This is a genomic window from Halomonas sp. KM072 (assembly GCF_050710315.1).
Classification (GTDB): domain Bacteria; phylum Pseudomonadota; class Gammaproteobacteria; order Pseudomonadales; family Halomonadaceae; genus Vreelandella; species Vreelandella hamiltonii.
The window spans coordinates 3,666,346-3,682,487 of the sequence record NZ_CP136132.1 but is presented as its reverse complement, the minus strand read 5'-3'; the positions used below and the strand labels follow the sequence as shown (position 1 = coordinate 3,682,487).

Annotated in this window: 16 protein-coding genes, 1 tRNA gene and 1 pseudogene; 5 read left to right on the top strand and 13 right to left on the bottom strand. The window is 57.0% G+C overall.

Annotation, left to right across the window (positions count from 1 at the left end; all coding sequences use genetic code 11):
- Positions 1-219: 219 nt before the first annotated feature.
- The 4 genes from ispB to acuI all read left to right on the top strand — a co-directional run bounded on the left by ispB (position 220) and on the right by acuI (position 3,537).
- On the top strand, positions 220-1,224 hold the full coding sequence (gene ispB / locus RVM26_RS17530; protein ID WP_498939914.1) for an isoprenoid biosynthesis enzyme family protein: 1,005 nt from the start codon (positions 220-222) through the stop codon (positions 1,222-1,224).
- A gap of 89 nt (positions 1,225-1,313) precedes the next feature.
- Positions 1,314-1,390, top strand: a tRNA-Pro gene (locus tag RVM26_RS17525).
- A 488-nt stretch (positions 1,391-1,878) separates the two neighbouring features.
- Entirely contained in the window at positions 1,879-2,511 is a 633-nt protein-coding gene (gene acuR / locus RVM26_RS17520; protein WP_193461371.1) for an acrylate utilization transcriptional regulator AcuR, read from the top strand.
- Positions 2,512-2,556: 45 nt separating this feature from the next.
- Positions 2,557-3,537, top strand: a complete 981-nt coding sequence (gene acuI / locus RVM26_RS17515) for an acrylyl-CoA reductase (NADPH) (protein WP_193461372.1) — start codon at positions 2,557-2,559, stop codon at positions 3,535-3,537.
- A 132-nt stretch (positions 3,538-3,669) separates the two neighbouring features.
- Here the strand turns inward: acuI and RVM26_RS17510 are convergent, their stop codons facing one another.
- Complete coding sequence (locus tag RVM26_RS17510; RefSeq protein WP_193461373.1) at positions 3,670-5,682, bottom strand: sensor domain-containing diguanylate cyclase; 2,013 nt, start codon at positions 5,680-5,682, stop codon at positions 3,670-3,672.
- Between the two features lie 276 nt (positions 5,683-5,958).
- Here RVM26_RS17510 and RVM26_RS17505 point away from each other — a divergent pair, with 276 nt between their 5' ends.
- Complete coding sequence (locus RVM26_RS17505) at positions 5,959-7,305, top strand: IS1380 family transposase (RefSeq protein ID WP_498939457.1); 1,347 nt, start codon at positions 5,959-5,961, stop codon at positions 7,303-7,305.
- A 392-nt stretch (positions 7,306-7,697) separates the two neighbouring features.
- Here RVM26_RS17505 and RVM26_RS17500 read toward each other — a convergent pair whose 3' ends face one another.
- The 12 genes and pseudogenes from RVM26_RS17500 to phnH all read right to left on the bottom strand — a co-directional run bounded on the left by RVM26_RS17500 (position 7,698) and on the right by phnH (position 16,142).
- Positions 7,698-8,003 carry a HipA domain-containing protein gene (locus RVM26_RS17500; RefSeq protein WP_498939911.1) on the bottom strand — a complete coding sequence of 102 codons (306 nt, stop codon included), beginning with the start codon at positions 8,001-8,003 and terminating at the stop codon, positions 7,698-7,700.
- A gap of 99 nt (positions 8,004-8,102) precedes the next feature.
- Complete coding sequence (locus tag RVM26_RS17495) at positions 8,103-8,423, bottom strand: HipA N-terminal domain-containing protein (protein WP_498939910.1); 321 nt, start codon at positions 8,421-8,423, stop codon at positions 8,103-8,105.
- Positions 8,401-8,730, bottom strand: coding sequence for a hypothetical protein (locus tag RVM26_RS17490; protein WP_498939908.1), 330 nt, complete (start codon positions 8,728-8,730; stop codon positions 8,401-8,403). The genes RVM26_RS17495 and RVM26_RS17490 overlap by 23 nt, the downstream gene beginning before the upstream one ends.
- 69 nt (positions 8,731-8,799) lie before the next feature.
- Positions 8,800-8,937, bottom strand: a pseudogene (locus RVM26_RS17485) (transposase); the annotation flags it as partial.
- A gap of 379 nt (positions 8,938-9,316) precedes the next feature.
- A complete protein-coding gene (phnP, locus tag RVM26_RS17480; protein WP_498939906.1) occupies positions 9,317-10,087 on the bottom strand; it encodes an MBL fold metallo-hydrolase in 771 nt (256 codons plus the stop codon).
- A gap of 32 nt (positions 10,088-10,119) precedes the next feature.
- Positions 10,120-10,677 (bottom strand): ribose 1,5-bisphosphate phosphokinase PhnN, encoded by a 558-nt coding sequence (phnN, locus tag RVM26_RS17475; RefSeq protein WP_498939904.1) that lies wholly within the window; start codon positions 10,675-10,677, stop codon positions 10,120-10,122.
- Positions 10,677-11,825, bottom strand: coding sequence for an alpha-D-ribose 1-methylphosphonate 5-triphosphate diphosphatase (locus RVM26_RS17470; protein WP_498939903.1), 1,149 nt, complete (start codon positions 11,823-11,825; stop codon positions 10,677-10,679). The genes phnN and RVM26_RS17470 overlap by 1 nt, the downstream gene beginning before the upstream one ends.
- Positions 11,822-12,580, bottom strand: coding sequence for a phosphonate C-P lyase system protein PhnL (gene phnL / locus RVM26_RS17465; RefSeq protein WP_498939901.1), 759 nt, complete (start codon positions 12,578-12,580; stop codon positions 11,822-11,824). Before phnL ends, RVM26_RS17470 begins: the two co-directional genes overlap by 4 nt.
- Positions 12,581-12,620: 40 nt before the next feature.
- A complete protein-coding gene (locus tag RVM26_RS17460) occupies positions 12,621-13,469 on the bottom strand; it encodes a phosphonate C-P lyase system protein PhnK (RefSeq protein WP_498939899.1) in 849 nt (282 codons plus the stop codon).
- The gene (locus RVM26_RS17455) at positions 13,466-14,335 is read right to left on the bottom strand and encodes an alpha-D-ribose 1-methylphosphonate 5-phosphate C-P-lyase PhnJ (protein ID WP_498939897.1); all 870 of its coding nucleotides are present in this window, start codon (positions 14,333-14,335) and stop codon (positions 13,466-13,468) included. The genes RVM26_RS17460 and RVM26_RS17455 overlap by 4 nt, the downstream gene beginning before the upstream one ends.
- Complete coding sequence (locus tag RVM26_RS17450) at positions 14,332-15,423, bottom strand: carbon-phosphorus lyase complex subunit (RefSeq protein ID WP_498939895.1); 1,092 nt, start codon at positions 15,421-15,423, stop codon at positions 14,332-14,334. The genes RVM26_RS17455 and RVM26_RS17450 overlap by 4 nt, the downstream gene beginning before the upstream one ends.
- A complete protein-coding gene (phnH, locus tag RVM26_RS17445; protein WP_498939893.1) occupies positions 15,423-16,142 on the bottom strand; it encodes a phosphonate C-P lyase system protein PhnH in 720 nt (239 codons plus the stop codon). Before phnH ends, RVM26_RS17450 begins: the two co-directional genes overlap by 1 nt.

The window sequence follows — 16,142 nt, the reverse complement described above, 5'->3', positions numbered from 1 at the left end:
TCTTATCGACCTGCTGCGAGTGGCGCCTCTTTTGGCAGCCATCTGACAGGGAGCATGATGAGTGGGTCGCGGATTATAACGACTATCGCGCTTTACCACAAGGCCACCGGGGCTTGTCAATCACCCCGCCGCCCGCCCGGCGTCGCTATGCCTTGACGCCTTACAGGCAGCCCCATAGCATGACCCCCACTCTCTTACCTGCCGCGATGAACGGAACCCATGACAGCCAACGTCTCCTCAACCCCGCCTGCCAGCCCTTCGCCTTCACCGCTGCACGCCGTGGTGGCCGACGATTTTGAGGCCGTCAACCGCACCATTGTGACGCAGTTGAATTCTCGCGTGCCGCTGGTGGAAACCATCGGCCAGTACATCATCGAAAGCGGCGGCAAACGCCTGCGCCCGCTGCTGGTACTGCTGGCAGCGCGCTCGTTGGGCTACGAGGGCGACAAGCATATTACCCTCGCCACGCTGATCGAGTTTATGCATACCTCCACTCTGTTGCACGACGACGTGGTGGATGAGTCGCACATGCGCCGGGGCAAAAAAACCGCCAACGACGCCTGGGGCAATGCACCCTCGGTGCTGGTAGGCGATTTCCTCTACTCCCGTTCGTTCCAGATGATGGTCGATGTCGGCTCCATGCACATCATGGCGATCCTCTCCGGCGCGACCTGTGTCATCGCAGAAGGCGAAGTCCTCCAGTTGACCAACATCGGCAACCCGAGCATCTCGGAAGCCGACTACTTCGAGACCATTCAGGGCAAAACCGCCATGCTGTTCGAAGCCGCTTCCCACAGCGGCGCGGTGCTGGCCGATGCCACCCCGGAGCAGGAGCGCGCGCTGCAGTACTACGGCCGCTATCTCGGCCTGGCCTTCCAGCTCATCGACGACCTGCTGGACTACCAGGGCGACGCCGACGCCATGGGCAAGAACGTAGGCGACGATCTGGCCGAGGGCAAACCGACCCTGCCGCTGATCCACGCTATGGAGCACGGCACCCCCGAACAGGCCAAGCTGATCCGCCAGGTGATTCGCAAAGGCGGCCTGGAGCAACTGGACGAAGTGCTGGAGATCATTCACGCCACCGGCGCTCTCACCTACACCCGCGACCGCGCCATCGAGATGGCCGACAAGGCCCTGGCCGAGCTGAACGCGCTGCCCGAAAGCCCCTTCCGCGACAGCATGGCCCAGCTGGCCCGCCTCGCCGTGGAGCGTCAGGCCTGACCGGCGCCCGACAAGCGCAAAAGGGGCTTGAAAAAAGCCCCTGAACTACGTATGATGCGTCCCGTTGTTAAGCACGCCTTGGCAACCCTCGGAATATAGCTCAGCTTGGTAGAGCGCTGCCTTCGGGAGGCAGAGGTCGTAGGTTCGAATCCTGCTATTCCGACCAAGAATTCAACGAAAACGGCCACTTAGCTCTTAGAGCAAGTGGCCGTTTTTGTATGCGTTGGTTCTAGGTTCCATATAGGTTCCAAGGATCACGAACTACGGCTACGACATATTTGCTGAGCTGTTTCATGATAAGTCAGCCTGCCACTCGAATCACTAGGCGATAGGCATACCTAGAGTGAACAGCCTTCTGACTGTAAAACGATTGAGGTAGCAGCTTGGAATAGATCAGGGATCCAACAGATTCCTCTCATTGAAGGCATCCCGATGGCACAACCTTCTTGAAGCCGTAGGCCGCGCTCAATATCTCTAACTCTCCGGTTGTACCCGATAGCGCAGTAAATAATCCAGTGAACAGGCACAGGCCTATTTCGAACCAGGAGCAGAATGTAGCCAACGACAAGGTCCTTTGCACTAGCGAGATGTGCAGAAACACAAAATTTCCATCTAGAGTTTTATTTTATAGACGGACAGTCTATATTTCTTTGCATGAACCAATCATCCTCCATCAAGCGGCGTGGTCGCCCTCCTAAGCATCCACATCATCACGTGGATACGCGTGCTGCGTTGATTAGAAGCGGGACCGAAGTGCTGACGGAGCAAGGGTTTGCCAATGCGGGCATCGATGGCATCCTCAAGCGCGTCGGCGTTCCCAAGGGGTCTTTCTATTACTACTTCTCCAGTAAAGAGGCATTTGGTTACGCCGTTTTAGAGCATTACGGCGCCTACTTTGCCAAAAAATTGGATCGTCATTTGCTCAACGACACGCTACCGCCGTTGTTTCGTATCAAAGCTTTCGTAGCAGATGCTAAGGAAGGCATGCAACGTCACAATTTTCAGCGCGGCTGTTTGGTCGGCAACTTAGGGCAGGAAGTGAATGGTCTTCCCGAAGGCTATCGTGCATGCCTGCAAGCGATACTGACCGACTGGCAACAACGAATTGCGGTGTGTTTACGTGAAGCCCAACGACTGGGCGACATCATTTCTTCAGCAGATTGCGATCGACTCGCTGAGGCCTTTTGGATTGGCTGGGAAGGGGCTGTCATGCGTGCGCGACTTGACGCGCAAATACGCCCAATGGATACCTTTCTTGATACGTTCTTAGACGGAATATCTCCGTAATTTTTTTATCATTTAATAGACGACCGTCTACAAAAGAGGTGCAACATGTTCAAAGCAGTGCTGATCGATAAGGCAGAGGGTAAGCAGCAGGCAACCATTACCTCGCTAGACGAAGCATCGTTACCTGAAGGCGATGTGACCGTCAGCGTGCAGTGCAGCACGCTTAACTACAAAGACGCCTTGGCCATTACCGGCAAAGGGCCTGTGGTGAAGCAATTTCCTATGGTGCCCGGCATTGATCTATCAGGGGTCGTCGAGCATTCCGCCTCGCCTGACTTCAAACCAGGGGATACGGTGCTGCTGAACGGCTGGGGCGTAGGCGAAAAGCATTGGGGAGGATTGGCCGAGAAGGCGCGCTTAGACAGCCGCTGGCTTATTCCACAGCCGTCAGCGTTTACGCCTTATCAGTCGATGGCTATTGGCACGGCGGGCTATACCGCCATGCTAGCGGTCATGGCACTAGAAGAGCGCGGTGTTAGGCCTGACCAAGGAGAAATTTTGGTTACCGGTGCGAGCGGCGGCGTGGGCAGCTACGCGATTACGCTGCTGGCTCGCTTAGGCTATCGCGTCGTTGCCTCTACGGGGCGTCACGAGGAAGCGCCCTACCTTGTCGAGCTGGGGGCTGAGAATGTGATAGACCGTCGTGAGCTCTCCGAACCCGGACGCCCATTGACCAAAGAGCGGTGGGCAGGAGCCATTGACTCTGTGGGCAGCCATACCCTCGCCAATGTGTTGGCCTCCACCAAGTATGGTGGCACCGTGGCATGCTGTGGGCTTGCACAGGGGATGGACTTACCCACCAGCGTTGCCCCCTTTATTTTACGCGGTATCACGCTCGCGGGTATCGATAGCGTCATGAGGCCGCTGGCCCACCGTGTCGAGGCTTGGCGTCGCTTAGGAGAGCTACTGAGCCCTCTTCAATTGGAAGCAATTACTCGACCCATCGACCTAACGCAATCCATTAGCGTCGCGGAAGACTTGCTTGCAGGTAAGATCAGGGGAAGAGTGGTCGTCAACGTGGCGTGACCTCATAACGTGGGTGGGGGCCGCAAGGCGCTTCAATGAGCGACCTGCGGCTCCGCCGATCCTGAGAGATACAGCGTTATTATTTGTTAGTCTATCTGCCCTCTCAGCTTCGACACAGCACCAGTGATACTGCTAGATATCGACATCTCCCTCGACTCTGTTACGTCCGCATTGCTTTGCGCGATAACTCGCCGCGTCAGCGCGATTAAGTACATCGTCGATCGACGTATCCTCTGGGCGGAAATGGCTCACCCCGATACTGGCGGTGACTTGCCATTGACGATCCTCCGCTTCGATAAAGCTAGCGGCAATACTGGCACGTAGAGATTCGGCGATAGTGAGGGCACGTGCAGGCGTACAGCCCGGCAGTAACACGGCAAATTCATCTCCCCCTTGGCGAGCGGCATAGTCACTGCTGCGAATCTCACTCTGTACGATATTCGCGATGTATTGAAGCATTTGATCGCCTAGCGCATGACCGCCTTGATCGTTCACAGGCTTAAAACGATCTAAATCAAACAGCATGACGGCGGTCGGTTTGTCATGTGACTGCCACTGCATCAGCAATTCTTCGAGATGCCTCGTCAAACCGCGACGATTCAGTAGACGAGTGAGAGGATCGTGCTCTGCTTCCCAACGCTTTTGTGCATAGTCGTGGTGGTGCTGAGTGATATCGCGTACCGTACCTACTGTCCCGATAAATTGATCATCCACACGGACAGCCGCTGTTTGCACATCTAACCAGTACACCTCATGACCGGCGCCCAAGAAACGAAACTGGCGCGCAAAATCTGTTTGTTTAACGAGGCTACGTAACCAAGCGGTTCTTACCTCTGGGCGGTCGTCATGATGAATACGGTCGCTCCAATCTTGTAAGCTGTGGGGCGTTTGCTCACCCAAAATCTCGTGCAGCGCGTCATTGATAAAGGTCAGTTGACCGCGGGGGTTCGTCACGAACGTGCCTTGAGGCGACGCAGATAACGTTCCCCTGAGCAAGGCTTCCCGTTCCGCCAAATCGTGCAAGCTTGCTTGGCGTGCCGCTTCGGTCCGGTTAATCACATCAATAACACGGCGCAGCTCTTTCATCGTGGTGGGGATAGTCAGCACAGAGCGGTGCCCGTCTTGTAGCTCTTGAATCTGACGGGCGAGATGCGCCAGGGGGCGTAATGCTAACCAAATCACTCCCCACACCAAGGGTAAAATCAGTACGAGCACGCCCCAAACGTAGGTAGTAATTTGCTTCATGCCCGCAACAAGCGGGGCTTCAGCTTGGGCTTGCGGCAAATGCACGCCCACGATCCAGTTCGCTGGCCATATTTGTCGATAGGCGACCAGTTGGGATTCGCCAGCCAAAGACCGCCCCACACTCTCGCCTTCCCAACCATCTAACGCCTGCTCTAAGTCAGGTGAAATGGTGTCAGGTAGGGTGACTATGGCTTCTTGTTGATTAGGGGCGTAAATACGCTGACCCGTTGCCGTCGTTATCGTGACATAGCCATCGTCACCCAAGCGGAGCTGATCAAAGCCGTTGAACAGACGACTTTCCTTTAGATCGACCAAGCCACCTAAAAAGCCTGTGTAACGACCCGTGTCATCATGAAGGGGGACCAGCATCAGTACCAACGGAGTATTAGTAATCCGTCCAACCAAAGGAGCGCTGACATAAGGCGTTTTGAATGCATGCATAAATCGAGCATATTCACGATCCGCAAAGTTGTTACCGCTCCCCCCTCTATCGGCAGGCCATTCATCAACGACATCGCTGCTTAGATTAAACACCAGCAGCGCTTCAAAGAGAGGCTCCATCGTGTACGCGTGCTGATCAATCAAGGTTCCCTGCCTGGGAAGCGACATCCTCTCGGCCAACCGTTCCAGTTCGCTGAAGCGCTCATTCACCTGGCGCGTGATGGAGTGGCTAATGAGCTCTGCCTCGTAACGCAGGTGCTGGTGGTTGGTTTCATTTACCAGGAGCTTGCCCGCCTGCCAGCCAAACGTGAGTACGATCAGGCAAAGCAAACTCCACAGCACCACGGCCCCCACAACCAAGCGTCCACGTAATGTCGCAAAGGGGAACGTGATCATGCGCAGGAGCGAGCGCTGCACTCGACGACTTGGGGCGATGGTGTTACTCGATATCGATGTCATAAACGGTACCTAGCAGGCGAAGGTTCAACGCAATCGCGTATCGCCTATCTCTTATGAAGAAGTCTAGCCATCATAACAGTTGAAAAAGTGCTGAATTAGCTGACGTTTCAAAATGAGGCAGGCTTGCTCCGGCATTATCCGATGGGGATGGCGCCACATTTACGATTGAGCACTAAAATATGATCCTGAATCCGTGAGACCGGCCCCCGGAAGCACTTCTAACCCACTGACCTGCATGGCAATATAGCCATTATCGCCATTCACCCAGACAGTGCCATGCCCAACATAAAGTTCCGCGCCAGTCGCCGCACCCTCACCAGCCACGCCGGGCTGTCCATCATCGGGCAATGCTTCGAGATCGCTGGCGTCGACAGCATCGACAGCCGCTTCCCCACCACGCTGGGCATGCGCACCAGTGACGTGATCAAGAGCTACCTGGGCCTGCTGTGTCTGGGCATGAGCGACTATGACGCTGTCGAGAACTTCCGCCGCGACAAGCCCTTCCAACAACTGCTGACCCTGCAGAAGGTGCCGAGCGCGGCGACGCTGCGACAGCGGCTGGAGAAACTTGCCGCCAACGACCTGCAGGCGCGCACCGCCACCTGGTCCACGACCCTGCTGTCACTGATCGAAGCACCGATCACCGCCGAGACGACGCACGTCTGCCTGGACATCGACACCTTCGTCATGGACAACAGCAACTCGAAGAAGGAAGGCGTCTCGCGGACCTACCAGAAGGTCGATGGCTACACCCCGATCGCCGCCTATCTGGGCAACGAAGGGTGGTGCCTGGGTCTGGAACTGCGGCCTGGCAAGCAGCACACCATGAAGGAGAGCAACGCCTTCCTGGAGCGGGTACTGCCTCGCGCCCAATGCTTGACCAGGCAACCGATCCTGTTACGCGAGGACAGCGGCTTCGACAGCCAGGCGCACCTGGCGCTTCTCGAACAGCAACGCCAGGTCTTTGCCGACGAGGGGCGCCGGCTCGACTATGTCGTCAAATGGAACCCGCGCGGCTCGGCCACGGCTGATCGAGATACCTGGCTGGCGGTGGCGGCGGACTACTGGGAAGAGCTGCGTCCTGGCAAGCGCCAGGCGCTGTGGACGCAGACCGTCTCGATCCACGACGACAACAAGACCGAATACGTCGTCCAACGCGTGATGCGCCTGGTAGAGCGCACCGCCGATCGCGATGGCCAGTTGCTGCTCGAACCGGACTATGAGTTGGAAGGCTGGTGGACCAGCCTGGACGAGGCGCCGGAGGCGGTGATCAAGCGCTACCAGGCGCATGCCACCCATGAGCAGTTTCACAGCGAGATCAAGACCGATCTCGACCTGGAGCGCTTGCCGTCCGGCAAGTTCGCCACCAACGATCTGATCCTGCATCTCGCCCAGTTGGCCTACAACATCCTGCGCCTGATGGGACAGCTGGGCATGACCGGCGAGCTGAGCCCGGTTCGCCACCCGGCCAAGCGGCGCCGGCTGCGCACCGTGCTACAAGAGTTGGTGCACCGTGCGGCTCTCGTGATTCACAAGGCACGGCAGATCATCCTCGACTTCGGGCAGGATATCGGGCGCATGACGGTGCTCAAGACGCTGCGGAGCCGACTGCGTTATCCATGAGGAACGCCATGCTGACCGTCAATCGGCGACACTCTATCCACAAGCAGTTCCAGGCGACACGCGATCGCCAGATATGTCGTGCCTGGCGGGTGGAAAGGCATGACAAAACGGGCCGTCAGCACCGATCAGCACGGTGGGTTTTGGCAATAACGGGCTTGCGAAAGCCAACTTGCACGGGGCGAATGATCAAAAAGTGCTCGCTGGCGGTGATAGGGAAAGTGTCGGCGCCGGCTTCACGGATTCAGGATGATGACAACAGGGCTGGGTAAGGTGCGTAGTAGACCAAACGAATTTACAGATGAAGAAACGACAGCACGCGCTAAACCATAGATGTCTAATTTGATGCGGCGCAAAATTTCGACTAAGTTAATCCATGTTATGGCATGGAGCCTCTAGACAAGGATGTCACCCCCCATGGAAGGCCTAATTCCCTCTAATTTGTTCCTTTTCATTGGCTCCGGCAGGGGCCTTTTTTTGATGCTGCCGACATCGACAAGACCAATCGACGGGACATCTATTCCAGTGGGGCGCGCGAGCGTCATCATCGAAAATTCGTTTTCGGAAACGCCTTCGAACTCGCGCGATGGGAGTTTCACGATCCATGAGCCGCCAACGCCAGATGTGGTAATAGTCAGGCCCCCCGTCGGCGCGAGAACCGCCGAGAATTTGAGCTGCACCCCTGCAAGTGAGAACCGCAAGGCGTTCTCGCGGCGATCTACTTCGGCCTCACCGGCCCCGGTACTCTCACCACCAACCGGCGGCCTTGCCTCGCCATCGGCGGGTTTGATCGTGACCGCTCAGGGCAGGTCGTGACCAAGCGGCCAAAGTAGATGAAACTCGCGCTCGGGATTGACGCCCGCATTCTCTGAAAGGTATTTACGCAGATGGCCTTCAGGTAGAAGATTCAAGAAAAACGGCATCAAGCGCTTCTGATAGGCTCGGAAATTCGTAAGCAGCGCGCCGAATTCGTCCTTAAAGGCCAGTCCCAGGGTCGGCCTGTCAGGGTTGTCGATATAGGCTTCGTTGAAGGCGAAAATCGTCCGGTCTCCGCCGACATTAGTAAGCGTGCCGATAGGCTCCCCATAGAGCAGGACATCAAGGATAGAGACACCAGCCATCTTGATCATCCTCCAGCCGATAGGCTGGTCTTGGGGCACGCGGCGTTTCTTGGGACGAAGTGCGATGGGCGAGCTGGTTGCGCAAAGAGCGAATTTTATCGACGGCCCGATTGACGGCCTCATTGCTGACCGGGGACTCGATAGACTCAAGGGTGCGCCGTACCTTTTGAAGAATTTCGGGGTCAATCAGGCTTTGGATTTGGGTGATCTCGCGGATGCGGCGCTGGAGGTTGTCGATGATCGGCGCGTGCGATGCGCTGCACCGGATGAGCACCGTCCCCGCGGTCTGGTAGTGGTGTTCTGGCATCCCTTCGACCTGCTCAGCGTTGAAGATCCGGTCGAAGGTACCGTCATCACGCCAATGACGGAAGCACTAATAGACGGTCTTCCAGGGGCCTTAACGCTTCGGCAAATCGCGCCACTGTGCCCCGGAGCAGAGAATACATAAAATACGGCGATCATTACGGCGTGGACGTCCCATCGACTGCGGTGGAGAAACGATGTCCTTGATCATTAGCTAGCGCTGATCGGTAAGTTCGTAACGGCCTGCCATGACAGTCTCCTGCTCAACACACAGGGACAGCATAGCAATTATGACTTTTCAGACAGAACCTCGTACTAGCTGGACGATGCCAGAAACACGCTCATGGGGTTAGTGGGTCTTGAAATTCGGCCTGACAGCCGAAAACACAGCTGTTCGGTAATAAAGCCACCGGTAGTGGCTAAATAGTGATCGCGGAGACAATACACGGGCCCATTGACCGCTTCAGTTGCCCAGAAATGAACTGTTCAGCATTTCCTTAAAGATATTCTATATGGTCGGCCAGCATCAGAAATAATGGTATTCAAAATCAGTATTTGCACGTGACCCTACAGCAAGCTACCGCTCTCTTTTATGGCGACACCAACCACTCTTTAAGACTCTCTCCATCTCGGGCGATATGCACATTTGGGGGCAAACGCGACGGGCTTGCCAAACACTCGGCGTCTAGGTCATGGCCAATGTGAGTGAGATACGCCCGTGGGGGAGCGAGTCGGGTGATAATCTCCAGTGCCTGGGTAATAGTGTTGTGATTGGGCGGTGCCTGATAGGTGGCGGGGTAACAGGCATCTAATACCACCACGTCAGGCTTCCAACTGCGTAAAAAGCGTTCCGTTTCAGCTGGCAGACCGCAGGTGTCAGTGAGATACGCAAGCCTTGTTCCTCCGTCGTCAAGACAGTAGCCCAATGTTGGTTTCGAATGCTTAAGCGGTACGGGTGTCACCGTTAAGCTCTCGAATTTAATGGCTTTAAAAGGTTTGAGACCGGGCTGGAAATCCAGCACCCCAGAATTTTTGTACAAATCGGCGCAGCCATGGGCATCCTTAGGGCCATACACGGGGATCGATTCTCCGCTTCCCCATCGCAAATGGAAAAGCCCCTGAACATGGTCGGCATGATAATGCGTAATCAGAAAAGCCGACGGCCGTTCGATCTCGCAACTGTGCGCCAAGTCCATGCGCCCAGCGTCGAGTAAGTAGAGCTTGCCATCGACCCGTACCTCGGCCGAGCAAGGGCCACGCTGCAAGCTAGTAAACACTCTAGCCCGACTGCAGGCCTCACAGTCACATCCAAAGCGTGGCACCTGGGCGCTATCGCCGGTACCGCCAAAACGAAACTCCATCAATAGCTCTCCCGCTATGAAGTCCCAGGCCATCAGGCCTGAGCAGAACATCCCTTGATCACCGCTGTCAGTTCCGTAAGGCTGTCCGCAAGTCGCCCCCCATTATTGACTCGGGCGACGCCAGGAAAGGCGTCCATCAATTCACGCTCCATTTCCTGATGGCGCTTGAGTCGATGCTCAATCTCATCGATCGACTCTCTCCCACGTCCCATCAGCCGACGGCGCAACACTTCCGGGGGTGCAGTGATCACGACGGGCACCAGTGCATCACCGAAGCGTTCAAGCGCCATCGGCAACGCCCGGCGGCTACCGTTGAGCAGCACCGTAGTGCCTCTGCCGAGCCACGCTTCGACCTCTACGCCAACGCCGTACTTGAGCCCATGGGCCTGCCATGCAAGGCAAAGCATCCCCAACTCACTACGCACCGAGAACTCAGCATCGCTGAGCGCGACGCAATCCTCGGTGGCACTACTTTCCCGGGTGAGATAGCGGTGAGCTACCAGCCATTCTGGATGCGCACGGCGGGCAGCTTGCAGCAGGCAATCTTTACCGACGCCACTAGCCCCCATCAGGTAGATCAAGCGGCCCATTAGTGCACCTGCTTACCGGCACACCACACTCTCTGAACCAGAGGATGGCTATCGACTTCACGCACACGAATCAGGTCGGCACGCAACCCTTCGGCAATGCGCCCACGGTCACTCAAGCCCACCGCTTCGGCAGGTTTTCGTGAGGCAGAGGCGACGGCGCGAGGTAAGTCATAGCCATCCTCCATCTTGGTGATCAGGAAGACCGCATCGAGTAGCGCAGCGGGGTAGTAGTCCGAGGAAAGAATGTCGAGCACACCGAGCCGCACCAGTTCGCTGGCAGCAATGTTGCCCGAATGAGAACCTCCGCGTACCACATTAGGCGCGCCCATCATCACGGCCATGCCGTGGTGATGAGAAGCATGAGCGGCCTCCAAAGTGGTGGGGAATTCCGCCACTTGCGTGCCGTACTCAAGGCTTTCGGCCACGTGCTCTATCGTGGCGTCGTCATGACTGGCGAGCGCCAGACCACGCTCATGGCAGGCCTGAGCAATCGCTTTACGGTAGGCACTTGAGTATTGAGCACTAAAGCCCTGCTGGCGCTCGATGAACGCGTCAAGGCTAGCGTCATCGAAACCGTGTTTGCCCTTGTAGTACACCCGGTATGCGTCAAGGCTGGCGAACTGGCGCTGCCCTGGCGAGTGGTCCATCAACGATACCAACCCAAGCCCAGGTGTATCCGCAAGGGACTGAAAGCGTGCCAGCGTATCCGGGTGGCAAACTTCACAACGTAGATGCAAACGGTGGTCTACCCGCGCCATGCCGCTGCGGTTGATGTTAGCTAGCGCTTCCACCATTTGATATAGCGCCTCTTGGCGCATGCTTTGGTCATCCACATCGCCGATGGAGACAGCATCAAACACCGTAGTAATACCACTTGCTGCCATCTGGGCATCGTGGGCCAAGGCAGCCGAGCGCGATGGCCACGATACCTTGGGTCGCGGCTGAAAATACTTCTCCATGTTATCGGTATGCAGTTCTATCAGACCAGGGATCAGCAAGTCGCCTTCGCAGTCGATGGCGCTGGGCAGCGTGGTGGTACCCTGCTCGATGGCCTTGATGCGCCCTGCCTGAATCACCAAGCTGCCATGAACGATATCGTCATCTAGCACTAAGCGGGCGTTGGTCAGAACCTGTTCATTAGCTCTCATCGTGGTGACTCCTGGTCATCATTGTTCACAGCGGTTGAGGCGTCCCCCGCTCTCAACATATGCTCTTCCAGTGGCAGTTGGCGGTCAGCGACACGTTCACGCACATCCTCATCATGGAAAATTCCCAGCATCGCCGTACCGCGCGCTTTGGCCTCCTGAATGAGTTCAACCACCACATCGCGGTTGGCGCTATCCAGCGAGGCGGTAGGCTCATCCAATAACAGCAACGGGTGCTCGGCGATAAAGCCCCGAGCGATATTCACACGCTGCTGTTCACCGCCGGAGAACGTCCCCGGTGCTAGATCCCATAGCCGCTTAGGAAGGTTGAGCCTTGCCAGCAGTGCCTCGGCTCGGCGACACGCTCCGTCCAGTGCAACGCCTTGCGATAGCAGTGGTTCCATCACCACCTGCCGCGCAGAGACCCTGGGCACCACACGTAGAAACTGACTGACGTAGCCGATCACGTCGCGCCGAAGCACGTGCCAGGCCTGGGCGGGCAGGTCGGAGAGTTCCAGCTCTCCGTCATCAAAGTGCAGCGTCAACCGACCCGCGGAAACACGATAGTTGCCATTCACCATTTTGAGCAGCGTGCTTTTACCGATACCACTGCGCCCGGCCAGCACAAGACATTCACCGGGCATCAAACGCAGCTCGAGACCGCGCATCACATCTAACTGCTGACCACTCTGTGCGTGTAGCACGAAGGACTTGTCGAGCGCCGACGCGCTCAGAAAAGGTTGCCTTATCGCCGTCATAGCAGGCTCCTGAAGATGAGATCCTGAACATCTGTGCGGCTCATGGTGTTAACACCGATGAGACGAGTAGTTGGGTATAGTCGTGCTGCGGGTCATCGAGAATCTGGTCGGTCAGACCGGCCTCTACGACCCGACCTTGCCGCATGACCATCAATCGGTGGGCCAGCAGGCGAGCAACGGCTAAGTCATGTGTCACCAGGATCACCGATAACCCAAGCTGTCGGGTCAAGGTGCGGAGCATGTCGAGAAGACGCGCTTGCACCGACACGTCGAGCCCGCCGGTGGGCTCATCCATGAATACCAAGCGAGGCTCGGTCACCAAAGTGCGGGCGATCTGCAAGCGCTGCTGCATCCCACCAGAGAAGGTACGTGGCGCATCATCGATACGTCGTGGGTCCAGTTCCACGCGGCCCATCCAGTCCTGGCTTGCGGCGCGTAAATTGCCATAGTGACGCTGCCCCAACGCCATGAGGCGTTCGCTGACATTGGCACCGGCGGAGACACCAAGACGCAGACCATCGCGGGGATTTTGATGCACTAGCCCCCACTCCATACGCAGTAGCGAGCGGCGGCGTGCCTCGCTAATGGCGTAGAGGTCAAGTGCGCCTTCGGCCCCGCCTAGCCCTGTGTGAGCAGGCTCTGTGCCAGTAAGCTCAGAAAAAGATGGCTCAGAACGGTGATAAATCACTTGGCCGTTGTCCGGTTTTTCAAGCCCTGAAAGCACTCTCAGCAAGGTCGACTTGCCCGAGCCGGACTCACCGACAATACCGAGCACTTCACCCTGGTGCAGTGTGAAATCAATCTCTTCGCACCCCTGTTTGGGGCCGTATAGACGAGTGATATTGCGTGCTTCAAGCAGTGCCGGGCGTATTAGCTGTGGGCGTTTCATGCCACCTCCCCGCGACATTGCTGGCAGTAATCCGTGTCTGAGCAGACAAACATCCGCCCGCCTTGGTCATCGGTAATGACCTCATCTAGGTAGCTGTCCGAAGCTCCACACAACGCGCATGCCTCATCCCACGACTGGATCTCGAACGGGTGATCCTCGAAATCGAGACTCTTGACCTGGGTATAGGGAGGAATCGCGTAAAGGCGCTTCTCACGCCCAGCGCCAAACAGCATAAGCGCCTCATTCATATCGAGTTTAGGGTTATCGAACTTGGGAATGGGCGAGGGATCCATCACATAGCGTTCATCCACCTTCACCGGATAGGCATAGGTAGTGGCGATATGGCCATGGCGAGCAATATCTTCGTAGAGCTTCACGTGCATCACGCCGTACTCTTCGAGAGCGTGCATCACCCGAGTTTCCTCTTCGCTCGGTTCGATAAATCTCAATGGCTCAGGAATGGGCACCTGGAACACCAGGATCTGGTGTCGAGAAAGGGGACGCTCCGGGATTCTATGGCGCGTCTGGATAACGCTAGCCGCCGCTGTGCTGGTGGTGGTTTCAACCCCCGCCACACGCTCGAAAAATGTGCGAATGCTGACGGCGTTAGTCGTGTCATCGGCGCCTTGATCGATCACTTTAAGTACATCGTCAGCGCCGAGGATACTGGCGGTAAGCTGCATCCCGCCGGTGCCCCAACCATAGGGCATCGGCATTTCGCGACCACCGAAAGGCACCTGATAGCCGGGAATCGCCACAGCCTTTAGCAGTGCGCGGCGAATCATACGTTTGGTCTGTTCGTCCAAGTAGGCAAAGTTATAGCCGCTGTAAGCTAGACCACCTTGGTCATCAACGCTGAGAGTCATACGGGGCGCTCCTGCTCTGAGGGTTCGCGGAGGTCGTGCTCCCGGCGTAGGCGGCGCAACAGCTCTAGCTCCGACTGAAAATCGACGTAGTGCGGTAACTTCAAGTGAGAAACAAAGCCCGAGGCCTCGACGTTATCGGCATGGGCAAGCACGAACTCGGCTTGCTGGGCGGGCCCTTGTACCGGTTCGCCAAGCTCTTCAGCGCGCAAGGAGCGGTCGATCAACGCCATCGCCATGGTTTTGCGCTCATTGCGACCAAAGGCCAAACCGTAGCCGCGGGTAAACTGTGGCGACTTTTCGCGGCTGCCGCCGAACTGGTTGATCATCTGGCATTCGCTGATCATGACCTCACCGATACAGAGAGGAGCATCGAAGCCTTCCACTTCGATTTCCACCTCAACGGTGCCCTGACGAATCTCGCCAGCAAAGGGGTGGTTGCGGCCATAGCCACGCTGAGTCGAGTAGCCCAGCGCCAGCAAGTAACCCTCATCGCCTCGCGCTAGCATTTGTAAACGCGTGGCTCGGTCAACGGGGAAATCGGGGGGATCCCTGGTGATGTCGTAGGGTTCGGCGCCATCGTCCAGCTCTTTTTCAATCAATCCTTCGGCATCGAGCGAATCCAGGATCTGGGGGCAAGCCTCAAGCCCTGCCTGGGCTCTTTCCGGATCAGGAATCTCCCCTTCGGCCAGCAGCATGAAATCCAGCAGTCGATGGGTGTAGTCATAGGTTGGCCCCAGCACCTGCCCGCCAGGCACATCCTTGAAGGCGGCACTGATACGCCGCTCGACATGCATGGCCTCTGTTTTGAGCGGCACGCTGTCGGCCAGCCGGGGTAACGTGGTTCGATAGGCACGCAGCAGAAACACTGCTTCGGTTAGGTCACCGCTGGCTTGCTTCAACGCCAACGCGGCAAGCTCAACGTCCATCAGTGAGGCCTCTGCCATGACGCGATCCACCGCAAGCCCCAACTGGTCACGAATCTGTTCGGTCTGCAGTTCAGGCTGGTGTCGGTCGCCTCGACGGCGGTCCGCCATCCAGCGGTGGGCGTTCGCAATGGCCTGCTCGCCTCCTTTAACGGCAACGTACATCAGACGCGCTCCTTGGCTGGATGAGTAAGGGGAGTGGGTGATGCACCCTCCAACGGCTTCTGGATACGAGTGCTACGGGGAATGGCCGTTAGGGAAGATCCCGAGGTAAGAATCGTGTCGAGACCCAGTGGAAAGCTTGCGCGGTTGAGCGCTAGGCGGTGCATTAGCGCCTCGGCCGTGTCATCGAGTTCAAGCACTCGCTGGTTTAAAATGCCGGGTCCGCTTAATTGCCAACATGTCTTGCCGCGGCGGCTGGCATCACTACGCCCTTCCGCCAAGGACTCCAGCACCACGATGAGCGTGGTACTCCGGTCAGGGTAGATATCGCTGCCTTCAGAAAAGCGCGGCATTGCCTGACAGGTCGATGGCACCACAAGCGCAAAATCAGCCTCTTCCGCGCGACTCACAATGCGTGCCCCGGTATGGAAAGCGACCGCCTCAGCTAAACCATCACGGTTTAGCTCGTCAGCAATCCATACCCGTGTATCCAGGTCACACAGTACCAGTAGCACTGCCCAGGCAGCGGGCGACATCGCAACGTTTTGCGGTAGCGGTGCCAGGTCCACCTCAGCAAAGGTGCCAGGTTCGGCCATACTGCTTAATACTTGTCGGAACAGCTGCTGGCTGTGGTGAACCGCTTCCTTCAATGCTGGCCATTGATGCGGCTTGGGCACATGAGGTGATTGTTCCGACGAGAGCTCCATCGTGATGTCGTGCAT